General features: G+C 73.4%; 13 protein-coding genes. 8 read left to right on the plus strand and 5 right to left on the minus strand.

Going from position 1 to position 19,634, the window contains the following annotated elements:
* Positions 1-84 precede the first annotated feature (84 nt).
* From U8525_RS28835 to U8525_RS28855, 5 genes are all read left to right on the plus strand, one after another.
* Positions 85-3,330, plus strand: coding sequence for a PD-(D/E)XK nuclease family protein (locus U8525_RS28835; RefSeq protein ID WP_374269917.1), 3,246 nt, complete (start codon positions 85-87; stop codon positions 3,328-3,330).
* Positions 3,327-6,986, plus strand: coding sequence for a UvrD-helicase domain-containing protein (locus tag U8525_RS28840; RefSeq protein ID WP_374269918.1), 3,660 nt, complete (start codon positions 3,327-3,329; stop codon positions 6,984-6,986). Before U8525_RS28835 ends, U8525_RS28840 begins: the two co-directional genes overlap by 4 nt.
* 12 nt (positions 6,987-6,998) lie before the next feature.
* The gene (locus U8525_RS28845; protein ID WP_374269919.1) at positions 6,999-8,309 is read left to right on the plus strand and encodes an adenylosuccinate synthase; all 1,311 of its coding nucleotides are present in this window, start codon (positions 6,999-7,001) and stop codon (positions 8,307-8,309) included.
* A gap of 56 nt (positions 8,310-8,365) precedes the next feature.
* A complete protein-coding gene (locus tag U8525_RS28850) occupies positions 8,366-9,265 on the plus strand; it encodes a tetratricopeptide repeat protein (RefSeq protein WP_374269920.1) in 900 nt (299 codons plus the stop codon).
* A gap of 63 nt (positions 9,266-9,328) precedes the next feature.
* Entirely contained in the window at positions 9,329-9,769 is a 441-nt protein-coding gene (locus U8525_RS28855) for a PH domain-containing protein (RefSeq protein ID WP_374269921.1), read from the plus strand.
* 9 nt (positions 9,770-9,778) lie between these two features.
* Here U8525_RS28855 and U8525_RS28860 read toward each other — a convergent pair whose 3' ends face one another.
* A complete protein-coding gene (locus U8525_RS28860) occupies positions 9,779-10,615 on the minus strand; it encodes an FHA domain-containing protein (protein ID WP_374269922.1) in 837 nt (278 codons plus the stop codon).
* Positions 10,616-10,743: 128 nt separating this feature from the next.
* Positions 10,744-11,379, minus strand: a complete 636-nt coding sequence (locus U8525_RS28865) for a hypothetical protein (protein ID WP_374269923.1) — start codon at positions 11,377-11,379, stop codon at positions 10,744-10,746.
* Between the two features lie 183 nt (positions 11,380-11,562).
* Here U8525_RS28865 and U8525_RS28870 point away from each other — a divergent pair, with 183 nt between their 5' ends.
* Positions 11,563-12,768, plus strand: coding sequence for a carbohydrate-binding family 9-like protein (locus U8525_RS28870; RefSeq protein ID WP_374269924.1), 1,206 nt, complete (start codon positions 11,563-11,565; stop codon positions 12,766-12,768).
* 9 nt (positions 12,769-12,777) lie between these two features.
* Here U8525_RS28870 and U8525_RS28875 read toward each other — a convergent pair whose 3' ends face one another.
* The gene (locus tag U8525_RS28875; RefSeq protein ID WP_374269925.1) at positions 12,778-13,038 is read right to left on the minus strand and encodes a hypothetical protein; all 261 of its coding nucleotides are present in this window, start codon (positions 13,036-13,038) and stop codon (positions 12,778-12,780) included.
* Positions 13,038-15,497: a DNA internalization-related competence protein ComEC/Rec2 gene (locus U8525_RS28880; protein ID WP_374269932.1), complete on the minus strand. Its 2,460-nt coding sequence runs from the start codon at positions 15,495-15,497 to the stop codon at positions 13,038-13,040. The genes U8525_RS28875 and U8525_RS28880 overlap by 1 nt, the downstream gene beginning before the upstream one ends.
* A 191-nt stretch (positions 15,498-15,688) precedes the next feature.
* Here U8525_RS28880 and U8525_RS28885 point away from each other — a divergent pair, with 191 nt between their 5' ends.
* Complete coding sequence (locus tag U8525_RS28885) at positions 15,689-16,183, plus strand: CarD family transcriptional regulator (protein ID WP_014398206.1); 495 nt, start codon at positions 15,689-15,691, stop codon at positions 16,181-16,183.
* A 99-nt stretch (positions 16,184-16,282) separates the two neighbouring features.
* Here U8525_RS28885 and U8525_RS28890 read toward each other — a convergent pair whose 3' ends face one another.
* Entirely contained in the window at positions 16,283-18,007 is a 1,725-nt protein-coding gene (locus U8525_RS28890; RefSeq protein WP_374269926.1) for an FHA domain-containing protein, read from the minus strand.
* A gap of 127 nt (positions 18,008-18,134) precedes the next feature.
* Here U8525_RS28890 and cysS point away from each other — a divergent pair, with 127 nt between their 5' ends.
* Entirely contained in the window at positions 18,135-19,604 is a 1,470-nt protein-coding gene (gene cysS / locus U8525_RS28895) for a cysteine--tRNA ligase (RefSeq protein WP_374269927.1), read from the plus strand.
* Positions 19,605-19,634 lie beyond the last annotated feature (30 nt).

The raw sequence follows: 19,634 nt of genomic DNA on the forward strand, positions 1-19,634 counted from the left end.
GGCGGACAACGGGCCAGGGCGTGGGAATGGGCGGAAAGGAGCATGAAAACGGCGCCCCTGGCCGTTCTAGAGTCCTCGCTCCGCATGCCCCGCCCTGGCCGCACACTCCACGTCTTCCCCGATGCCGCGCGCCGCCAGGCTGCCCTGCGGGCGGAGCGGCGTGCGCGGGGCATCGCCGTGGGGACCCACCTGCTCACGTGGGACGACTTCGTCCACGCGCTGGGTGGGGCGCGCGAGCTCAACCGGCGGCCCTGCCCCGCGATGACGGTCCGGGCCGTGGTGGCGGGCCTGGGCGCCACGCTGGGCACCACGCCGTTCGGCGACTACGTGCGCGAGCCCGCCTTCGCCCGCGCCGCCGCGGACGTACTGCTGGACCTGAAGGCGGGCCGGCTCTCCCCACGCGAGCTCCAGGACGCCGCCGAGGTGCTGCCGCCGGAGCGCCGCACCCGCGCACGCGTCCTCGCGCGGCTCTACCACCTGTATGAACAGCGCCTGGCCGAGCTGGGGCTCGCGGACCGCGAGGACGTGCTCCGGGGCGCGCGCGAGGCGCTGGACCGGGGCGCGTGGCCCTCGGGCTGGGACGGCGTGACGGAGCTGGTGCTCCACGGCGTCTACGACGTGCGCCCGTCGAAGCTGGAGCTGCTGATGGGCCTGGCCGCGGCGTGCGAGGCCCGGCGCGTGTCGCTGCGCGTGGAGACGCCGGTGGGCGGCTCGCCGGTGGCGGACGCGGCGCTCGCGGCGCTGTTCCGCGCCTTCGAGAACCGGGGCGAGACCATGCCCCACGTGGACCTCTTCAAGGCGGACGTCACCTTCGAGGGCCGCCCCTTCACGGAGCTGGGCCGGCACCTCTTCTCGCCTCGCGCCGCGCGCGACGTGCTGAAGGGCGCGGTGGACGGGCTGTCCGTGTGGAACGCGACGAACGCGCGCGAGGAGGCCCGCGTGGTGGCCCGCGACGTGCGCCGCCTCATCGACGCGGGCAGCGCGCCCGGCGACATCGCCATCGCGTATCGGGACCTGGGCCCGGAGGCGGGCTGGCTCGCGGAGGCCCTGGGGGACCTGGGCGTGCCGGTGCGCCTGCCCTGGGGCGAACCGCTCGCGTTCGCGGGGCCCGTGCGGCTGGCGCTGGAGCTGCCGGTGCTGATGGAGGACGGCTTCCCGGCGGAGCGCGTGGCGGAGCTCGTCTCCAGCCGCTACGTGCCCTCGCTGTCGCGCGGAGGCCCGGAGGCGCCCGCGACCCTCTTCGCGCTCGCCGCCGCGCGGGATGATCGCCTGGGCGCGACGCGGGGCAAGGGCGCCTACGACGTGCGCCTGGACGGGCTCGCGCGCCGGCTGGCCGCGCAGGGCGGCAAGCGCAAGGAGGACGCGGTCAAGGTGATGGCCGTGCGCGCGCTGCGCGACCGCGTGATGCGGCTCATCGACGAATGCCGCCACATCCCTCAAGAGGCCCCGGCCGCGGAGTCCGTCGCCGCGTGGTGGAAGGTCGTGGAGCGGCTGGGCCTGCTGGACTCCGCGGGGCCCATGGAGGCCCGCGAGGCCGGGGGCCTGGGCGCGCGCATCGAGGACGCGAGGGCCCGGGACGACGCGGCGCTCGCGGCGTTCCGCCAGCGGATGGAGGCGCTGCTGCGGTCGCTGCGCGCGGTGGGCGGCGGGCCTCGCATCACCCGCCGGGCGCTGGGCCGGTGGCTGGCGGACGCGCTGCGCGACGTGCACCTGCCCGCGCGAGGCCCGTCCACGGGCGCGGTGGAGGTGCTGGACCTGGCCGAGGTCCCGGGCCGCACCTTCCAGCACCTCTTCGTCGCGGGGCTCACGGAGGGCCGGCTGCCGGGGCGCGACCCGCCGTCGCCGCTCCTGGGAGACGCGGAGCGCGTGGCGCTCAACCAGCACCTGACCCGCGACGTGTTCCGCCTCACGGGCGGCGAGTTCGACGACCGCGCGCCCTGGCGCCTCACGGAGGACCGGCTGCTCTTCGCCAGCGCGCTCGCGGCGGCGGCGGGCACGTTGAGCCTGTCGTTCGCGGTGAAGGCCGCGGGAGGACAGGAGCAGGTGCCGTCCGCGTTCCTGGAGGAGGTGCGCCGGCTCACGAGCCACAAGTGGGGCACGCGCACGCTGCCGCCGGTGCTGCCGTTGGATGAGGTGCTCACGCCCGCGGAGCTGCGGCGGACCGTGGCGCTGGAGGCGCTGGCCGGCCTGTCGTTCCCCTCGTTGCGCGTCACGGAGCCGGACCCCGCCGGGCCGCTGCTCAAGGACCGCTTCGGCACGGACGACTGGTTCCGCAGCGCGCGCGAGCTGGCCCACATGGAGGCCGCGCGCCTGCGCTTCTTCGGCCGCGAGGACGAGCCGCCCGGCGAGTTCACCGGCGGCGTGCAGGGGCCGGCGCTGGAGCAGAAGCTGCGCGAGACGTTCCACTTCGGCCTGGAGCGCCCGCTGTCCGCGAGCGCCCTGTCGAAGTTCGGCAACTGCGGCTTCCAGGGCTTCATCGCGTACGGCCTGAAGGTGGCCGAGCCCGTGGTGGCCAACGAGGAGTTCGACGCCCGGGGCCGCGGCACCTTCTGGCACCGCGTGATGGAGGAGGTCTTCAAGGCGCTCAAGGAGCAGAAGCTCCTGGGGCAGGCGCCCGAGGCCATCCCCGACGACGTGCTGAAGAACGCGGTCAAGAAGGCAAGCAGGCACTTCGCGGAGCTCAACCACGTGGGACACCACGCGCTGTGGAAGCTCGCGGGAGAGAAGGCCCACGCCATGGCCCGGCGCATCCTCGCGGATCCACGGCGAGGCCTGCCCTTCGACCCGCTGGTGCCGGAGGGCTTCGAGCTGCGCTTCGGCCCGGCGGCCGAGGACGAGCGCTGGAGCGACGTGAAGCTGATGGTGGCGGAGGACGCCATCGTCTTCGAGGGGCAGATCGACCGGCTGGACATGGCCAGCGGGGAAGTGGGCGTCATCGACTACAAGACGGGCCGCCTGGACAAGCGCGCGCTGAAGGAGAACCTGCTGCGCTCGGACTTCCAGCTGCCGCTGTACCTCTATGCCGCGCGCGAGGCGGGCCACGTGGGCGCCAAGAACGCGGCGTGGTTCTCGCTGCGCACGGGGGACGCCATCCACCTGTCCTCGGTGCTGCCGCCCGCGGAGCTGGAGGACCTGCTGTCCACGGACCCGGAGGTGCGCCAGCGCGTGGAGGAGTCCGCCGGCCTCAACCTGCCCAACGCGGTGGAGGCGCTGGTGCGCCGCTTGCGCAAGGGCGACTTCCCGGCGCGGCCCAATGACTGCGGCAAGTGCGGCTACCGCGCGGTGTGCCGCATCACCGAGCGCCGCATCGCGGACGAGGGGAGCGGATGAGCGACACCGCGCCCCACATGCTCGCGCTGGAGAAGAACCTGGCCCTGATGGCGGGCGCCGGCGCGGGCAAGACGTACAGCCTGGTGACGATGACGCTGCACCTGTTCGCGGGCGTGCGGCAGGCGGAGCCCCTGCGCCCGTCCCGGCTCTGCATGCTCACGTTCACGGACAAGGCCGCCGCGGAGATGCGCAGGCGCGTCCGCGAGCGCCTGGACGCGCTCGCCCAGGGCGACGTTCCGCACGACGCGGAGAAGGAGCTGCGCGCGTCGCTCGCGCGGCTGGAGCGTCCCTTCCCCACGCAGGACCAGTGGCGCAAGGTGCGCGAGGAGCTGGGCGCCGCGACGGTGGGCACGTTCCACTCGCTCTGCGGTCAGCTCCTGCGCCGCGCGCCGCCCGCGGTGGGCATCGACCCGGCCTTCGAGGTGCTGGACGAGCTGGAGGCCGCGGGCCTGCTGGAGGACGTCACGGAGCGCGTCGTCCTGGACGCGCTGGAGGGCGGTGACGCGCGCGTGCGCGAGCTGTGCGCGGAGCTGGGCTTCTCCGGCTCCGGCTTCTCCGACGGGCTCGTGGCCGCGCTGATGGACGTCTACGGCACGCTGCGCGAGGAGGGCCTCAAGGCGGCCACCGCGCGCGTGGGCGACGGCGTGGCGGACAGGGCGCAGCTCGAGGCCCTCATCGAGGACTGCCGCCGCCTGTGCCTGGAGGCACGCGCCCAGGACACGAAGGGGGAGTGGAGCAACCTCCTGTCCGCGTGCGAGCCCGCCTTGAAGGGGATGACGCCGGACACGTTCATGCAGCCGGGCCACTTCCCGCTGCTGCGGTCCGTGCTGCTGTCGGAGCCGCGCAGCCTGGCCAACCTGCGCAAGGGCGCGGGCGCGTGCCTGAAGGAGCTGCTCTGGAAGGTGAAGGGCAAGAGCGACGGCTCCGTGCGGCGGCTGGAGGACGCCTACGCCGCGTGGCGCACGGCGCCCTTCGAGGCGACCTTCCGCGACCTGTTGACCCAGGTGGAGGCGCGGCACGACGCGGAGCTGGCCCGGCGCAACGTGTTCGACTTCACCTCGCTGCTGGTGAAGGCGCGCGACCTGCTGCGCGACCATCCGGAGTTCCGGCAGCAGGTGCAGGAGCGGCTGGGCGCGCTGCTGGTGGACGAGTTCCAGGACACCAACCGGTTGCAGCTGGAGCTGGTGCTGCTCCTGTCGGAGAAGCGCGAGGGCGGCCCGCGCGAGCTGGCCCCGGACGCGGACCTCGTGGCCGCGCTGCCCCTGGAGCCCGCGTTCCTGTGCGCGGTGGGTGACCGCAAGCAGTCCATCTACGAGTTCCGCGGCGCGGACGTGTCCGTGTTCAAGGTCCTGTCGGACAAGATTGAAGCCGAGGGCGGCCTGCGCGGCTTCCTCCAGGACAACTACCGCTCGCTGCCGGGCGTCCTGACCTTCTTCAACCGCGCGTTCGCCGGGCTGCTCGTGGCGAAGGAGGCGACGCCCCGTCCCTTCGAGGTCGTCTACGACGCCCAGACGGACGACCTGTCGCCCACGCGCCCGGCGCTGGCCGAAGGGCCCGTGGTGGAGCGGCTCACCCTGCCGGAGGCGGACACGGCGCCGGAGCTGCGGGAGCACGAAGCGGACGCGGTGGCCCGCAGGCTGCGGGTGCTGCTCGCGCCGGGCGCTCCGCCGACGGTGATGGCGGAGGACAAGAAGGGCCTGCGGCCCGCGCGCGGCGGCGACGTGGCCGTCCTCTTCCGGACCTTCACGCACCTGGAGGAGTACCGGCAGGCGTTGATCCGCCACGGCGTGCCGCACCGGGTGCTCCGGGGCCGGGGCTTCTACGGAGCCCAGGAGGTGCGCGACCTCGCCTCGCTGCTCGCGCTGCTCGCGGACGCGGACGACGCGCTGGCGTTCGCCGCGGTGCTGCGCTCGCCGCTGGTGGGCCTGTCGGACGCGTCGCTGTTCCGGCTCGCGGGGGACCTGCCCCTGTCGCTCGGCTCCCCCCGGCTGGTGGAGCCGGAGGTCCGCGCCGCCATGTCCGCGCGCGAGCAAGCGCGGCTCGCGCGCTTCCTGGGGCTCATCCCCGTGCTGCGGCGCGAGCGGGATCGGCTGGGCGTGCATGCCCTGCTGCAAGCCGCGCTGGACGCGACCGGCTACCGCGAGGCCCTGGCGGGCTCGCCCTACGCGGAGCAGGCGAGCGCCAACGTGGAGAAGCTCCTGTCGCTGGCGGCGCGGCGCGACGAGCGCGGCACGGGCGGCTGCGTGGCCTTCGCGCGCGAGCTGCGCCAGCTGGCGGACTCCGACCCCAACGAGGCCCAGGCGGACCTGCTGGACGAGGGCGACCCGCGCGCCGTGCAGCTGCTCACCATCCACCGGGCCAAGGGCCTGGAGTGGCCGGTGGTCATCGTGCCGGGGATGGGCGGACGCCGCCGCACCACGTCCGCCCGGGCGCACTTCGAGCGGTCCTTCGGCCTGGCCCTGCGGCCGTGGATGCCGGACTCGCTGGACACCTTCACCTCCGAGCGCTTCGAGGCCGTGCGCGCCGAGCTCAAGGCCCGCGAGGACGCCGAGTACCTGCGCCTGCTCTACGTGGCCCTCACGCGCGCCAGGGACCTGCTGGTGCTGTCGGGCGGGGAGGAGAAGCGCGCGGGCACGGACACGTGGTGGCACCGCATGGATCGCCGGCTGGACGCGGATCCGGAGCTGCGGGCGCTCGCCATCGACGTGGACGTGGAGCAGCTGCCGCCGCCCGCGGATCCAGAACCTCCCACGGAGGAGCAGCGCGAGCAGGCGCGGCTCCGCCTGGAGTCCGCGCTGGAGCGCATGGCCTCGGAGGCGTCCGGAGCCCTCGCCACCGACGCCCCGGCGGTCGCCTCCGTGCGCGCGGTCCAGGACTTCCTCACCTGTCCGCGCCGCTATCACCAGCTCCACCGGCTGGGGCTCGCCGTCGGAGCCGCGCCGTGGGAGGCCCCCGCGCACGCCGCGCCCCTCGTCGTCGAGCCTGACGGCTGGCTGCCCGTCGAGCGTCCGGACCAGCTCCTCCTCCGACTCCTGCGCGAGGTGGACCTGTCCCTCGCGGGCCCGGACGCGGAGGCCTCCGAGCTGCGCGCGCACCTGGAGAACCTGGTGCGGAGCGCGGGCCGGGAGCCGGAAGAGGACGGCCTGGGCGAAGTGCTCGCCACGGTGGAGCGCTTCCTGGCCACCCCGTTCGCGCGCCAGCTCGCGGTGGCGCCCGCGTCCACGGTCCACCGGGGCCTGGACTTCGTGCTGGACCTGGACGACAGCGCCCGCGTGGAGGGCGCGGTGGATCTGCTCTGGGAGTCGCCGGACGGTGAGGCCGTGGCGGTGCTTCTGCGCCCGGGCGCTCGGCACCCCCTGGGGCCGGCCGCGTGGGTCCATGCGCTGACGGCCCTGTCCCTGGCATCCGCGCGGATGGTGCGCGACGGCGTGCCGGTGCGGGTGGGCGTGGCCTTCCTGGCGGACGCGTCCCCGGAGCCGGAGTTCCTCCCGGGCGGATCCGCCGACGCCGGGGCCGTGCGCCGCCTGGCCGAGGGCGTCCGAGCGCTTGTCCAGGCCGAAAACGCGGGGGCATGGCCGGGGTGGGACAAGGCGGCCTGCCAGGCCCTTCACTGCGGCTTCGCGGAACACTGTCACCCGGCCCCTCCCGCGTGCTAAGCGGCGGGCACCATGCCGAACGTCGTCGTCATCGGAGCGCAGTGGGGAGATGAGGGGAAGGGCAAGGTCGTCGACCTGCTCACCGAGCATGCCCAGGTGGTCGTCCGTTTCCAGGGCGGCAACAACGCGGGCCACACGCTGGTGGTGGGCGGACAGAAGACCGTCCTGCACCTGATCCCGTCCGGCATCCTTCACCCGGGCAAGACGTGTGTCATCGGCAACGGGGTGGTGGTGGATCCCGCCGTCCTCGTCCGGGAGATCGACGCGCTCAAGCCGCGCGGCTTCCTCAAGGACGACGCCCAGCTGCTCATCTCCGACAACGCGCACGTCATCTTCCCGTGGCACAAGCTGCTGGACAGCTTCCGCGAGAAGGCCCGCGGCGGCAGCGCCATCGGCACCACGGGGCGGGGCATCGGCCCGGCCTACGAGGACAAGGTGGCCCGGAGGGGCATCCGCGTGCGCGACCTGCTCCACCCGGAGCGCCTGCGCCGCCGCATCGACGAGCGCCTCCCCGCCGTGATGGAGGAGCTGAAGGACCTCTGCGCCCAGGCGGCCGTGGACGTGCCGACCCTGGAGACGCCGCAGATCCTCGCGGAGTTCTCCGCCCTGGGGGAGCGGCTGCGCCCCTACGTGCACGACGTGTCCCTCTTCCTCTCCGAGCAGGTCCGCCGCGGCGCCCGCATCCTCTTCGAGGGCGCGCAGGGCACGCTCCTGGACGTGGACCACGGCACCTATCCGTTCGTCACCAGCTCCAACTGCGTGGCGGGCAACGCCGCGGTGGGCTCGGGCCTGGGGCCCACGGCCATCGACAAGGTGATGGGCATCAGCAAGGCGTACACCACGCGCGTCGGCGGCGGCCCGTTCCCCACGGAGCTGAGCGACGAGGTGGGCGAGCGGCTGCGCAAGGTGGGCGACGAGTTCGGCGCCACCACGGGCCGCCCGCGCCGCTGCGGCTGGCTGGACGGCGTGGTGCTGCGCTACGCGGTCCGCGTCAACGGCCTGTGGGGCCTGGCGCTCACCAAGCTGGACGTGCTCAGCGGCATCAAGACGCTCAGCATCTGCAACGCGTACGAGCTGGACGGCCAGCGCATCACCGAGCTGCCCGGTGACTACGAGGACCTGGAGCGCGTGAAGCCCCTCTACGAGACGCTGCCCGGCTGGGACGAGAAGATCGCCGGCGTGCGCACCTTCGACGAGCTGCCGGAGGCCGCCAAGCGCTACGTGCGCCGCGTGGAAGAGGTCAGCGGCGTGCCCGTGGTGTGCGTCTCCGTGGGCGCCGACCGCGGCGAGACGGTGCTCCTGCAGAACCCCTTCCGCAGCTAGGAAGGACGCGGTCCGAAGTGGTCCTGGCCCGCCGGGGGCCAGGACGGGAGAGGGACATGGTTCGCACGCGCAGGTTCCAGCTCGGGGTCTCGGCGGTGGTGTGGCTTGGCACGATGGCGGTGCCCGCCTGGGCCCAGGCTCCGAGCGCCCAGCCCCCGGCCGCGGGAGCGAAGCCCGCCGCCTCGGCCGCGCGCGCGCCGGCCCCCGTTACCGCCGCGGCGCCCGGCCCGGTGGAGCCCCAGCGCACGTCGCAGGCGGTGCTCGCGGCCACGCGGATCCGCGACGGGGACGCGCTGATGCGCGAGCGCCGCTACCGCGAGGCGGCCTTCGCCTTCCTCGACGCGGAGCACGCGGCGCCGGCGCACGTGGAGGCGCGGTTCAAGCTGGGCAACGCGCTGGCGGTGCTCGGCTACTACGCGCGCGCCATCGAGGAGTGGGAGGCCGCGTCGCGCCTCACCCAGGACGCCGCCATCCGCCAGAGCGCGCAGGACAACATCACCCGCGCGCGCGTGAAGCAGGCGGAGTCCGGAGCGTCGCCGCAGGCCGTGGGGCAGCCGCCCGGCTCCGGCCCCGTGGCGGACACGACGCGGGCCCAGGCGCGCCGCGCCTACGAGCAGGGCGTGCAGCACATCAGCCAGCGCGCCTACGCGCCCGCGCTCCAGACGCTGACGCAGGCCATCCAGCAGGAGCCGCTCCTGACCGTGGCGTACGTCGCGCGGGGCAGCGCCAACATCGGGCTGCGGCGCTACGCGGAGGCCGCGGCGGACTACCAGTTCGCGCTGAAGCTGGAGCCGGACTCGGCCTCTCCGCTGTACGGGCTCGCGGAGGCGTACCGCGCGCTGGGCCGCAACCTGGAGGCCCGCGACCTCTACGAGCGCTACGCGCGCTCCACCGCCGCCGACGTCCGCCCCGAGCTGAAGGAAGAGTCCCGCCAGAAGGCCGAGCGCCTGCGCTGACCGCTCGCCTGCTGGGCGGACGGGCATCGTCCGAGGGGCTGTCCAGCCCACTATTTTGAAGGGATGGACGGACGCGATCGGACGGTGGAGGGGAAGCAGCCGCACCAGGTCTTTCGCCCCCGCAGGGTGCTCGCCGCGCTGATGGCGGCGGCAGGCCTGCTATGGCTGGGCGTCTTCGCCTGGCTGTTCCACTTCGACGGCGTGCCGTTGCAGACGTTCCTGTCCGCGGCCTTCTTCGTCGTCTTCTTCGCGGTGTCCGTCACCTACTACGGCCGCACCCGCATCGAGGTGGACGCCCGGGGCATCACCTGCCGGGGCATGGTGCGCACGCGCCGCTTCTCCTTCACGGACATCCGCAAGCTGGACGTCCTCCCCGGGCCGGTGACCGTCTACGCCATCCGGGGCAGCCAGGGCTTCGTGCACTTCACCAGCTTCTTCCGTCACCACCGCTACCTGGCCCGCCTCCTGGTGGAGCGCGCGGGCCTCTCGCCCCTGCCGGCGTAGGGCGCGCCGTCAGCCCGTCGCCGTCAGCAGGGCGGTGGCGAGCAGCGCCCCCAGGGCCAGCGCGACGGCCCCGGCGATGAGCCAGGCCTCCAGGCGCCGTGGCCTTCCTTCGGGGGGCCGCGGCGTTCCCGTTTCGGTGGGCTCCTCCATGGCGCTTCCGGGGAGGGGCACGGGCGGGGCCGCTCCCGCTGCCTCGTCGAACGCCGCCTGGAAGCGAAGCAGCGAGCGCCCCAGCTCCATGACGTCTCCGTCCGACAGGGGCGCGGGGGCCTCCAGGCGCACGCCGTTGAGGAACACGCCGTTGGGCGTCCCCAGGTCCTCCAGCACGAAGCTCGAGTCCTCGCGGCGGATCCGCGCGTGCATCCGCGACACGGCCCGGTCGCGCAGCCGCAGGGACACGCCGTCGCCCCGGCCGAGGTCCGTGCTCGCCTCCGCGAGCGCATGGCAGCGGCCCACGTCCAGTCCGGTGAGGCAGGTGAGGGTGGCGGCGCGGGACGGCCGGAGCTCGCCGTCCGTCAGCAGGCCCTTGAGCACGGCGACGGTGCCCACGGCGCGCCCGGGGGCGCTCGGCTCCGCGAGCACGCGCAGGCACATCCCGTCCGGCAGGCCCAGCACCTCGCCGGGCAGCACGAGGCGCGACACGCCGGGCAGCACGCGCACCGCGTTCACGGTGAAGCTGCGCACCGCCTGCACCATGAGGCGCCCGGAGTCGATGCGCAGGGTCAACAGCCCTGGAGGCAGCCCCTCCAGGTGGACGTGGTCGTCGGGGCCGCCGCCCAGGAGGTGGTGGCCTTCGTCCAGCTCGAACGGGGTGGGGGTGCCCAGGTGCTCGAATTCGAAGCGCATGCGGACGCCCGGCAGCAAGCGTCACGCCGGCCACCGGACGTCGCGTTTTCGCGAGGTTGCTCCCAGGCCCCATCCATCCCCGGCCTCCCATGTCCGGAGGCCGGGACGGCGGGGCGCGGGCCTTCTGTCTAGAAGGTGGCACCCACGTTGAGGGTGCCCACGTAGCGGCCGCCGCTGCTGAACGTCTCGTCGCCGCCCAGGTCCACGTCGGACGGCGGCACGGTGAGGGCGAACTCCTGGTCGAACAGGAAGTTGTAGTTCACGCGCGCGTCCGCGGTGAAGCTGCCCACGTGCAGGCGCAGGCCCGCGCCCACCGGCACGTTGCCCACGGTGTCGTCCTGGAAGCCCGGGGCGAACGCGCGCACGTTGTAGCGGCTCAGGCCCACGCCGCCCATGACGTACGGCTGGAGCGGCGTGGCCGTCAGGCCCAGCGTCACCGCGGCCTGCGCGCCGTTGCGCACGAGGTCCGGCCCGTGGGTGTTCGTCGCCAGCACGCGGCTGTTGTTGAACTCGCTGATGGCGCCCGTGTAGGCCAGCTCGACGCCCAGCACGTTCGTCGGCTTGATGGCCACCGTCACGCCGTAGGCCAGGCCTGGATCAATCTGGTCGCGGAGCGCGCTGGTGTAGCCCTCCACACCGCCACCCACGAGGAACGTCAGGCCTCGCATGTCCGCGGACCTGCGCAGCTCCGTCGACGCCGCCTGCGCCGACCCCGCGGCCAAGACCGCCACTGCCGCCGCGCCAGCCAACAATCCCTTGCTCATGTGGTCCCCTCCCTGTGGTGGACCGAAAGTTGGTTCGTACCTGGGGCCGTGCCAACCAGGTCCCGAGGGGCCGCAGGCTCGGCCGCCCTCCCTTGCGGACGGGTTGCCCCATGGCGGAGCGCACCGCCCTCCGCGAGGAAGAGCGCTTCCCGGAAGACGGGGAGGGTAGACTGCGCGCCCTCGATGCGTCTGCGCTCCCTTGCCCTCGTCCCGTTGCTGACCTCCGTCCTGCTCGTCGCTGGCGCGTGCCGCGACGAACAGGCGGGCCCCGCCCACCGCACGCCCAGGCTGCCCGCGGCCACGACGCCGCGGACGCTCGACGCGGCTCCGGAGGGGCTCACCTTCCGCAGCGGGGCCACCCTCGCGGGCGGCGCCATCGTCTACCTGGGCGCGCGCGTGACGCCCGAGCGGACCCCTCCGGGGCAGCCGGTGCGCGTCGCGCACTACTTCCGGGCCGTGCGCCCGCCGCCGCAGGGCTTCCACTTCTTCGTGCACGTGGTGGATCCGCGAAGCGGCCAGATGCTGGCCAACGCGGATCACGAGTTCCAGGACGGCGCCGCGCCGCTGGAGACCTGGCCCGTGGGCAAGGTGCTGGAGGACGCGCACACCGTCGCCATGCCCGCCACGCCCGCGCGGCTGGTGCTGGGCTTCTGGCGCGGCGACGAGCGGCTTCCGGTGGACGATCCGCGCATGCACCAGGGCGACAACCGCGTGTTCGGACCGCTCCTGGGCGGGGAGCCCCCCGCGCTGCCGGAGTACACCGTGACGCGCGTGAAGAAGGCGCCGGTCCTCGACGGCGCGCTGGACGACGAGGCCTGGAAGGGCGCGAAGGCGGTGACGCTCGTGGGCAGCTTCGACGGCCGGCCCGGACGGCTGCGCACCGAGGCGCGGCTCGTCTACGACGACGCGAACCTGTACGTGGCCTTCGACGTGGAGGACCCGGACATCTGGGGCACGCTGCGCAACCGCGACGACTCCATCTACGAGCAGGAGGTCGTGGAGGTCTTCCTCGACGCCAACGCGGACGGGCGCACGTACAACGAGCTGGAGGTGTCTCCCCACAACGTCATCTTCGACGCGTACTTCCCCGCGCGGCGCCAGGGCATGGACCTGTCGTGGGACTCCGGCATGAAGACGGCGGTGAAGGTGCGCGGCACGCTGGACGACGCGTCCGACCGCGACGAGGGCTGGACGGTGGAGATGGCCATCCCGTTCAACCGGCTCGCGGAGGTGCCCCACATCCCGCCCCAGCCGGGCGAGCGGTGGCGCTTCAACCTCTACCGGCTGGAGCACCACGACCGCCGGCAGGTGGAGGGCCAGGCCTTCTCCCCCCTCTTCATCGGCGACTTCCACGCGCTGCCGCGCTTCGCGTGGCTCGTCTTCCAGTAGGCCGCCGCGTCAGGCGTGGGGCGAGATGTCCCACGGCGCATCCGCCACGGAGCGCTCCGCGGGGTCGCCCAGGAACTTCACGAAGCCGTTGGCCTCCAGCGTGTCGACGAGCTCCTCGGCCTCCAGCTCGGAGAACTGGTTGTCCGGCAGGTCGAGCAGCATGTCGCGCATGAGGGATTTGCCGCGCAGGTAGCCCACGGGCTCGCCAGGACCCAGGCGGGCCTTGAGTTGGGCGGTGAGCTTCCGGAGATCCAGGTCGTCGGAGATCATCACCGCTCAAGCTGGGCCTGCGTCCCCCTCCCGGCAACGATGGCGGGCGCGGAATCCTCGTGCGGCAGGAAGGACACCAGGCGGACGTCCTGGCCGTCGCTCTCCAGCGTGACGGCGCCATCCCGGTCCGTGCGCCAGCACTCGGTGCCCAGGGCGCGGTAGCGCGCCTCCACCTCCGGATGCGGGAAGCCGAAGCGGTTGCGTCGGCCCACGCAGAAGACCGCGTGACGCGGCCGCGTGCGCTCCAGGAGCGGGGCGGTGGACGACGTGCGCGACCCATGGTGCGGCACCTTCAACACCGTCACCGGGCCCAGCGCGTCCTCGAGCGCGGCCTCGCCCTCCGCCTCCACGTCGCCCGCCAGCAGCACGGTGACGTCGCCGTGGCGCACACGCAGCACGACGCTCCGGTCGTTCGCGCCCTCCAGCAGCTCCCGGTCCACGGGCGGCCCCAGCACCTCCAGCGTCGCCTCGCCCAGGGTGAGCGCGGGATGACCGCTCTGCACCTCCTCGACGACGGCGCCCTTCGCGGCCGCGATGACGCGACGGGAGAGCGGTCCGTCCGCGCTCCCCGCGGACAGCCACAGGCGCTCGGTGGGCACCTGGGCCAGGGTCGACACGAGCCCGAGCGCATGGTCCGGGTGCGGATGGGACAGCACCGCGAGGTCCAGCCGCGACACGCCCTCGGCCTTGAGGAAGGGCAGGACGAACCGCGCTCCGGTGTCCGCGCCCTCCGGGACGCCGCCCGCGTCCACCAGCGCGTGGTGCCCCTGGGAGCGCAGCACCACCGCGTCCCCCTGGCCCACGGAGAGGAAGGTGATCCGCAGCGCGGGCTCCGGGGCGAGCACGGGCAGCAGCGCGGCGCCCAGCACGGCCCCTGGCGCGAGCACCCCCAGCCATCGCCACCGCCCCGAGCCCAGCGCCCAACCGGCCAGCCCCACCGCGTACGCCCCGCCGAGCCACGCGCCCAGGCCCGGCACCTCCACCGCGGCGAAGGGCACGGCGGCGAAGGCCCGCGTCAGCATGAGCAGCAGCTCCGACGCCCAGGCCCCCGCCCACAGCACCGGCGTCGCGACGACGGGGGCCACGACGAAGAGGGCCGCGCCGCCCGCGGCGAGCCCGGTGAGCACGCCGCACAGGGGCAGGGCGATGATGTTGGACACGAGCCCCGCCAGGCTCACCCGGCCGAACGCCGCCGCCACCACGGGCAGTCCCATGAGCGTCGCCGCGCCGCTCGCGCAGAGGGTCTGCGCCACGGTCTCCCGCGCCTGGGCGGCCCACCGCCTCAGTCTCCGGGGCTCGGAAGGGTCCGGCGGGGCCAGGGGCAGGGCCGCGCGTAGCGCGGGTGACAGCAGCACCAGGCCGAGCACCGCGAGGAACGACAGCCGGAGCGACAGGTCCACGACGCTGGAGGGCGTCCAGGCCACCAGCGCCAGCGCCGCGAGCGACAGCCCGTTGAGCCCATCCGCGCGCCGCCACAGCGCCAGGCCCAGCAGCACCGCCGTGGCCATCACCGCCGAGCGCACCGCGGGCGCCTGGCTCCCCGTGAAGAGCACATACGCCCAGACGAAGGGCACCGCCGCCGGGGCGGCCCACCGCCGCGCCTCCAGCGTCCGCCAGCGCCCGCCCAGCCGCACCAGCCCTCGCCGAAGCAGCGCGAGCGTCATCAGCGCGAGCGCCGCCACGTGCAGCCCGCTGACGCTGAGCACGTGCGCGAGCCCCGCCCGTGAGAACGCGTCCTCCCAGGCCGCGTCCAGGTCCGCGCGCTGTCCGGCGGCCAGCGTGAGGAACAGCGCCGCCGCGTCCGCGGAAGGCGAGACCCCCTGCACCGCCGTCGTCAGCCGCCCGCGGACGTCCTCCAGCGCGAGCCGCCACGCGGGGGCAGGGGAGAGCACCAGCACGCGCCCCGGCGCGAACCCGCCGGTGAAGGCCACGCCCTGCCTGCGCCGCGTCGACGCGAAGTCCCGCTCGCCTGGATTCGCAGGAGGCGCATCCGGCGCGAGCCGCGCCTCTACCCGCACGCGCTGCCCGGGTTGCAATTCCAGACGTCCACCCCGCCCGGAAAGGCTGACGCGGAAGCGGGCGGCGACCGGAGGCTCCGCAAGCAACCCCGCGCGGGCCACCGCGAGCCGCAGGCGGAGGGCACCGTCGAAGCGCTCCACGCGCTCCAGCTCGCCTTCGAGCACCGCGCCGCCGCCGGCCTTCATCGAGGGAGGGACGTCGACCCGCGCCTCCAGGCTTGAAAGCCCCGCGCCGGTCAGGACCAGCGCGCCGAGCACCGCCAGGTGCGCCCCAGGCAACGGACCGAGCGCCAGGCCCACTGCCCCCAGGCAAAGCGCGCCCAGGAGAAATACCCCGGAGAAGCCCTCTGTTCCGGTTGCCCAGAGGGCGCCGAGCAAGAGGCTCAGCGCTGGAAAGAACAACGGACGCGCACCCAGGTCGCGCCAGGCAAAACGAACCAACACCCACCCCCACCCACCGCCCTGTCCGTCCCATGGCGCTCACACACCGAGCGACACCGCATACAAAAACGGACACCGTAGTGCGGCCCGCATCAGGTGGTCAAGGCGATTTCGTTGCCCGTGGATGTGGTTTGTGGTAGTAGTGGCGGGCGCGAAGGCCGGGGTCGAAGCTTTCTCCAAGGAGGCAGTTAGTGCAGACCAGCTTCAAGACTGGTGACAAGGCGGTTTATCCGGGCCAGGGCGTCGGTGAGGTGATGGGCATCGAGCACACCGAGGTCGCCGGGCAGCGCCAGTCGTTCTACGTGCTGCGCATCCTGGAGAACGGGATGCGGATCATGATCCCCATCAACAAGGTCGGTTCGGTCGGCCTGCGGGAGATCATCAGCGAGGAGGACGTCAAGCAGGTCTATTCCATCCTCCGGGAGAAGGACATCTCGGTCGACTCCACCACGTGGAACCGCCGGTACCGCGAGTACATGGAGAAGATCAAGACGGGCTCCGTCTTCGAGATCGCCGAGGTGCTCCGCGACCTGTACCTGCTGAAGGGCGACAAGGACCTGTCGTTCGGTGAGCGCAAGATGCTGGACACGGCGCGCTCGCTGCTGATCAAGGAGCTGTCGCTGGCCAAGGACTGCTCCGAGGAAGAGGTCGAGTCGGACCTGAAGAAGATCTTCAACCTCGCCTGAGTCCCCGCGTGACGCGCGGCCCAGGCCGCCGCGTTCGCCCCCGCGCCCCGGGTTCCCTCGATGGAATCCGGGGCGTCGTGTTTCCGGAGCCAGGCGGACTCAGGGGGCCCGCGCGTCCAGCGCCGCCAACTGCGAGCGGGCCTCGGCGTTGTCTGCGTCGTACTGGAGGGCCGCGGTGAAGGCCGCGCGGGCGTCGGCGAAGCGCTGTGCGCGGATGGCGTCCTGCCCCGTGCGCACGTACAGCCCGGCGAGCTGGCGTCGAAGGCTGACCCCCTGGCGGCTCCAGCCTTGGGACAGCTCCTGGTCCGCCCGCACGGCGGCGCTGAGCGCATCGAGCGCCCGTGGGGAGTCCTTCTCGGCCAGGGCGGCCCGGGCCGTGGACTCGGCGGTCTGGAAGCGGGTGAGCTGCTGGACCAGGGGCGCCAGGTTCGCGCGCTTCGCCTGGGCCAGCGCGCCAGGGACGTCACCCGATTCATAGCGCGCGAGGATGTCCGCGCGCTGGCGCTCATCCGGAGCCCCCGACAGCTCCGTCGATGGAAGGGCCTTCCGCTCGGCGGCGGCGGCGACATGGCCCGTGCTCGGCGCACCGGCATGGGGGGCGCTCGCCTGAGCGACCTCGGTGGCGCTCGGAGCAGCGTCGGTCATCGCGCCCGTGCCGGAGTGCATGCCGCGCGCGATGTCCGAGGCGCTGGGCGTCGCCGACTGGGCCTTTCGAGCGATGTCCGAGGCACCGGGCGTCGCCGACTGAGCCCTCCGCGCGATGTCCGAGGCGCTGACGCTCTTTGCTGCTCCAGGACTCCCGTCCTTGGTCACGGCAGCGCCAGGGCGCGTGCCGCGAGCGACCTCCACCGCGCTGGGCACGGTCGCTTCACCCGCGCCCGAGACCGCGTTCTCGCGCGTCCCACGGGCGACATCCGATGCGCTGGGCGAAGCGCCCTCGGCGGTACTCCGGACGGGCTCACGGGGGCCGGAGCCCGAAGCCGCCTCGGACGCCTCCGCGCGCACGGCCTGGGCCTCCTTCGAGGCCCCCGCGGCGTCGGGCTCCTTGGTCCCGTCCGCTGGAGTCCCAGGGGCCCGGGCGCCTTCGGCCGGACTCCTCGCGGGCGCCCGGTCCGCCATCCGCATGGCCACCACGCTGATCAACGCCGCCACCGCGGAGCCCACGACCGCCGCGGCCACCGCCACGGCGACCCCGCTCAGCGGACGCTTCGCCGCGCGAGGCCGCGCCGGATCCACCGACGTCCGGCTCAGCGTCGGACCGGCGCCCGTCCCGCGCAGCCGCAGCGTCGCGTTGCCCAGGCTTAGCTCGTCCCCGGGGCGCAGCTCCACCTCGCCCTTGATCCGCAGGCGGTTGACGAACGTGCCGTTCTGGCTGCCCAGGTCGCGCACGGTGAAGACATTGCCCCGCCGGGTCAGCTGCGCGTGGCGCCGGCTGATGGACGCATGCTGGAGCCGCAGGTCCGACGTCGACGAACGCCCCAGCGTGATGGAGCCCTGCCGCAGCGGCACGAGCTGCCCGGCGCCGGGGCCGCGCTCCACGTATACGAACGCGGGCGTCAAGCCCGGATCCGAATACTCCTTCGCCCAGTCGTACCGGGGGGACAGCTCCCGGTCGGACCGGCTGCGCTCGCCCGGCCCGCGCCGCTTCTGCTTCCGGGGGCCCGCCGGATACTGGGGCACGCGCTGCGGGCGCGGATCATCCGCCTGAAGGGGCGCCACCTCGTCGTCGTCGAAAGGCAGCTCCTCCGACGGGTCGTCCGACGACGCCTGTTGCCCTGGAGGGCGAGGCGGGCGCGGCGGACGCTTCGGATTCGGCGGAGCCATGCGGCGATTCTCCCTATCCGACGCTTCCAACGCCAAGTGCTGGCCTGTGTGAGACCCTGGATCCTAGAGTGTGTATCGCGTTGCGCAAGTGCCGCGCCCGCCCCGTCCCCAAGGAGGACCTTCCACCGTGGCCCCCCCATCCATCCGGCTCTTCAACACGATGTCCATGCAGAAGGAGCCGCTGGAGCCTCTCGTGCCCGGCGAGGTGAAGGTCTACGTCTGTGGGCCCACGGTCTACAGCTACATCCATATCGGGAACGCGCGCACCTTCACGTCGTTCGACGTGGTGGTCCGCTACCTGCGCTACCGGGGCTTCAAGGTGACGTACGTGCGCAACTACACGGACGTCGACGACAAGATCATCAAGGCCGCGCACGAGACGGGTGAGGCGCCCGTGGACCTGGCCTCGCGCTTCGTGGAGGCCTTCCGCGAGGACGCCCGCGCGCTGCACCTGCGCGAGCCGGACGTGTCCCCCCGCGTGAGCGAGACCATCCCGGAGATCATCGCCCTCATCCAGACGCTCGTGGACAAGGGCTACGCCTACGAAGCGAAGGGCGACGTGTACTTCGCCGTCGACAAGGACGATGACTACGCGAAGCTGTCCAAGCGCAACCTGGAGGACCTGTGCCAGGGCGAGCGCGTGCAGCCCGGCGACCTCAAGCGCCAGCCCCTGGACTTCGCGCTGTGGAAGGCGGCGAAGCCGGGAGAGCCCTCGTGGGACAGCCCCTGGGGCAAGGGCCGGCCGGGCTGGCACATCGAGTGCTCCGCGATGAGCGAGAAGTTCCTGGGCCGCACCTTCGACATCCACGGCGGGGCGTTGGACCTCATCTTCCCCCACCACGAGAACGAGATCGCCCAGAGCGAGTCCGCCACCGGCCAGACGATGGCGAAGTACTGGATGCACTGCGGCTTCCTGGACCTGGAAGGCGCGAAGATGTCCAAGTCGCTGGGCAACGTGGTGCGCCTGCGCGACGCGCTCACCAAGGTGGATCCGGAGGCCCTGCGCTTCTTCTTCCTCTCCACGCACTACCGCCACCCGCTCAACTTCGGGGAGAAGGCGCTCCAGGACGCCGAAGGGCGCATGGAGTACTTCTACGAAACGCTGCGCAAGGTGGACGAGCGCGTCACGGGCAAGGACTTCGGCAAGGGCCCGCTGCACGGCGACCCCGCGCGCTTCCTCACGGACTTTGAGGCCGCCATGGACGACGACTTCAACACCGCGGGCGCGCTGGGCGCGCTGTCGGGCCTCTTCGGCTTCATGAACGAGCTCACCGACAAGCCGCCCGTGAAGGACAAGCCGCTGGTGGGCCGCACGCTCCAGGCGCTGCGCGAGCAGGTGCGCGAGACGTCCCGCGTCCTGGGCCTCTTCGAGGACGACCCGGGGGCCTGGCTCCTGCGCCGCCGCGACCGGGCCGTGCGCGAGCGCGGCATCGACGTGGCGGAGGTGGAGCGGCTGCTCGCCGAGCGGACCGCCGCGCGCGCCGCGAAGGACTTCGCCAGGGCGGACCAGGTGCGCGGGGCCCTCAAGGCCCTGGGCGTGGACATCATGGACACGCCTGCCGGCACCTCCTGGAAGGTGGCGGCGACGGCCTCCTGAAAACCCGCTGGGGGGCGCCCGTGCGGCCAT

The sequence above is a fragment of the Corallococcus sp. RDP092CA genome, from assembly GCF_041903675.1.
In the GTDB taxonomy this organism is placed as follows: domain Bacteria; phylum Myxococcota; class Myxococcia; order Myxococcales; family Myxococcaceae; genus Corallococcus.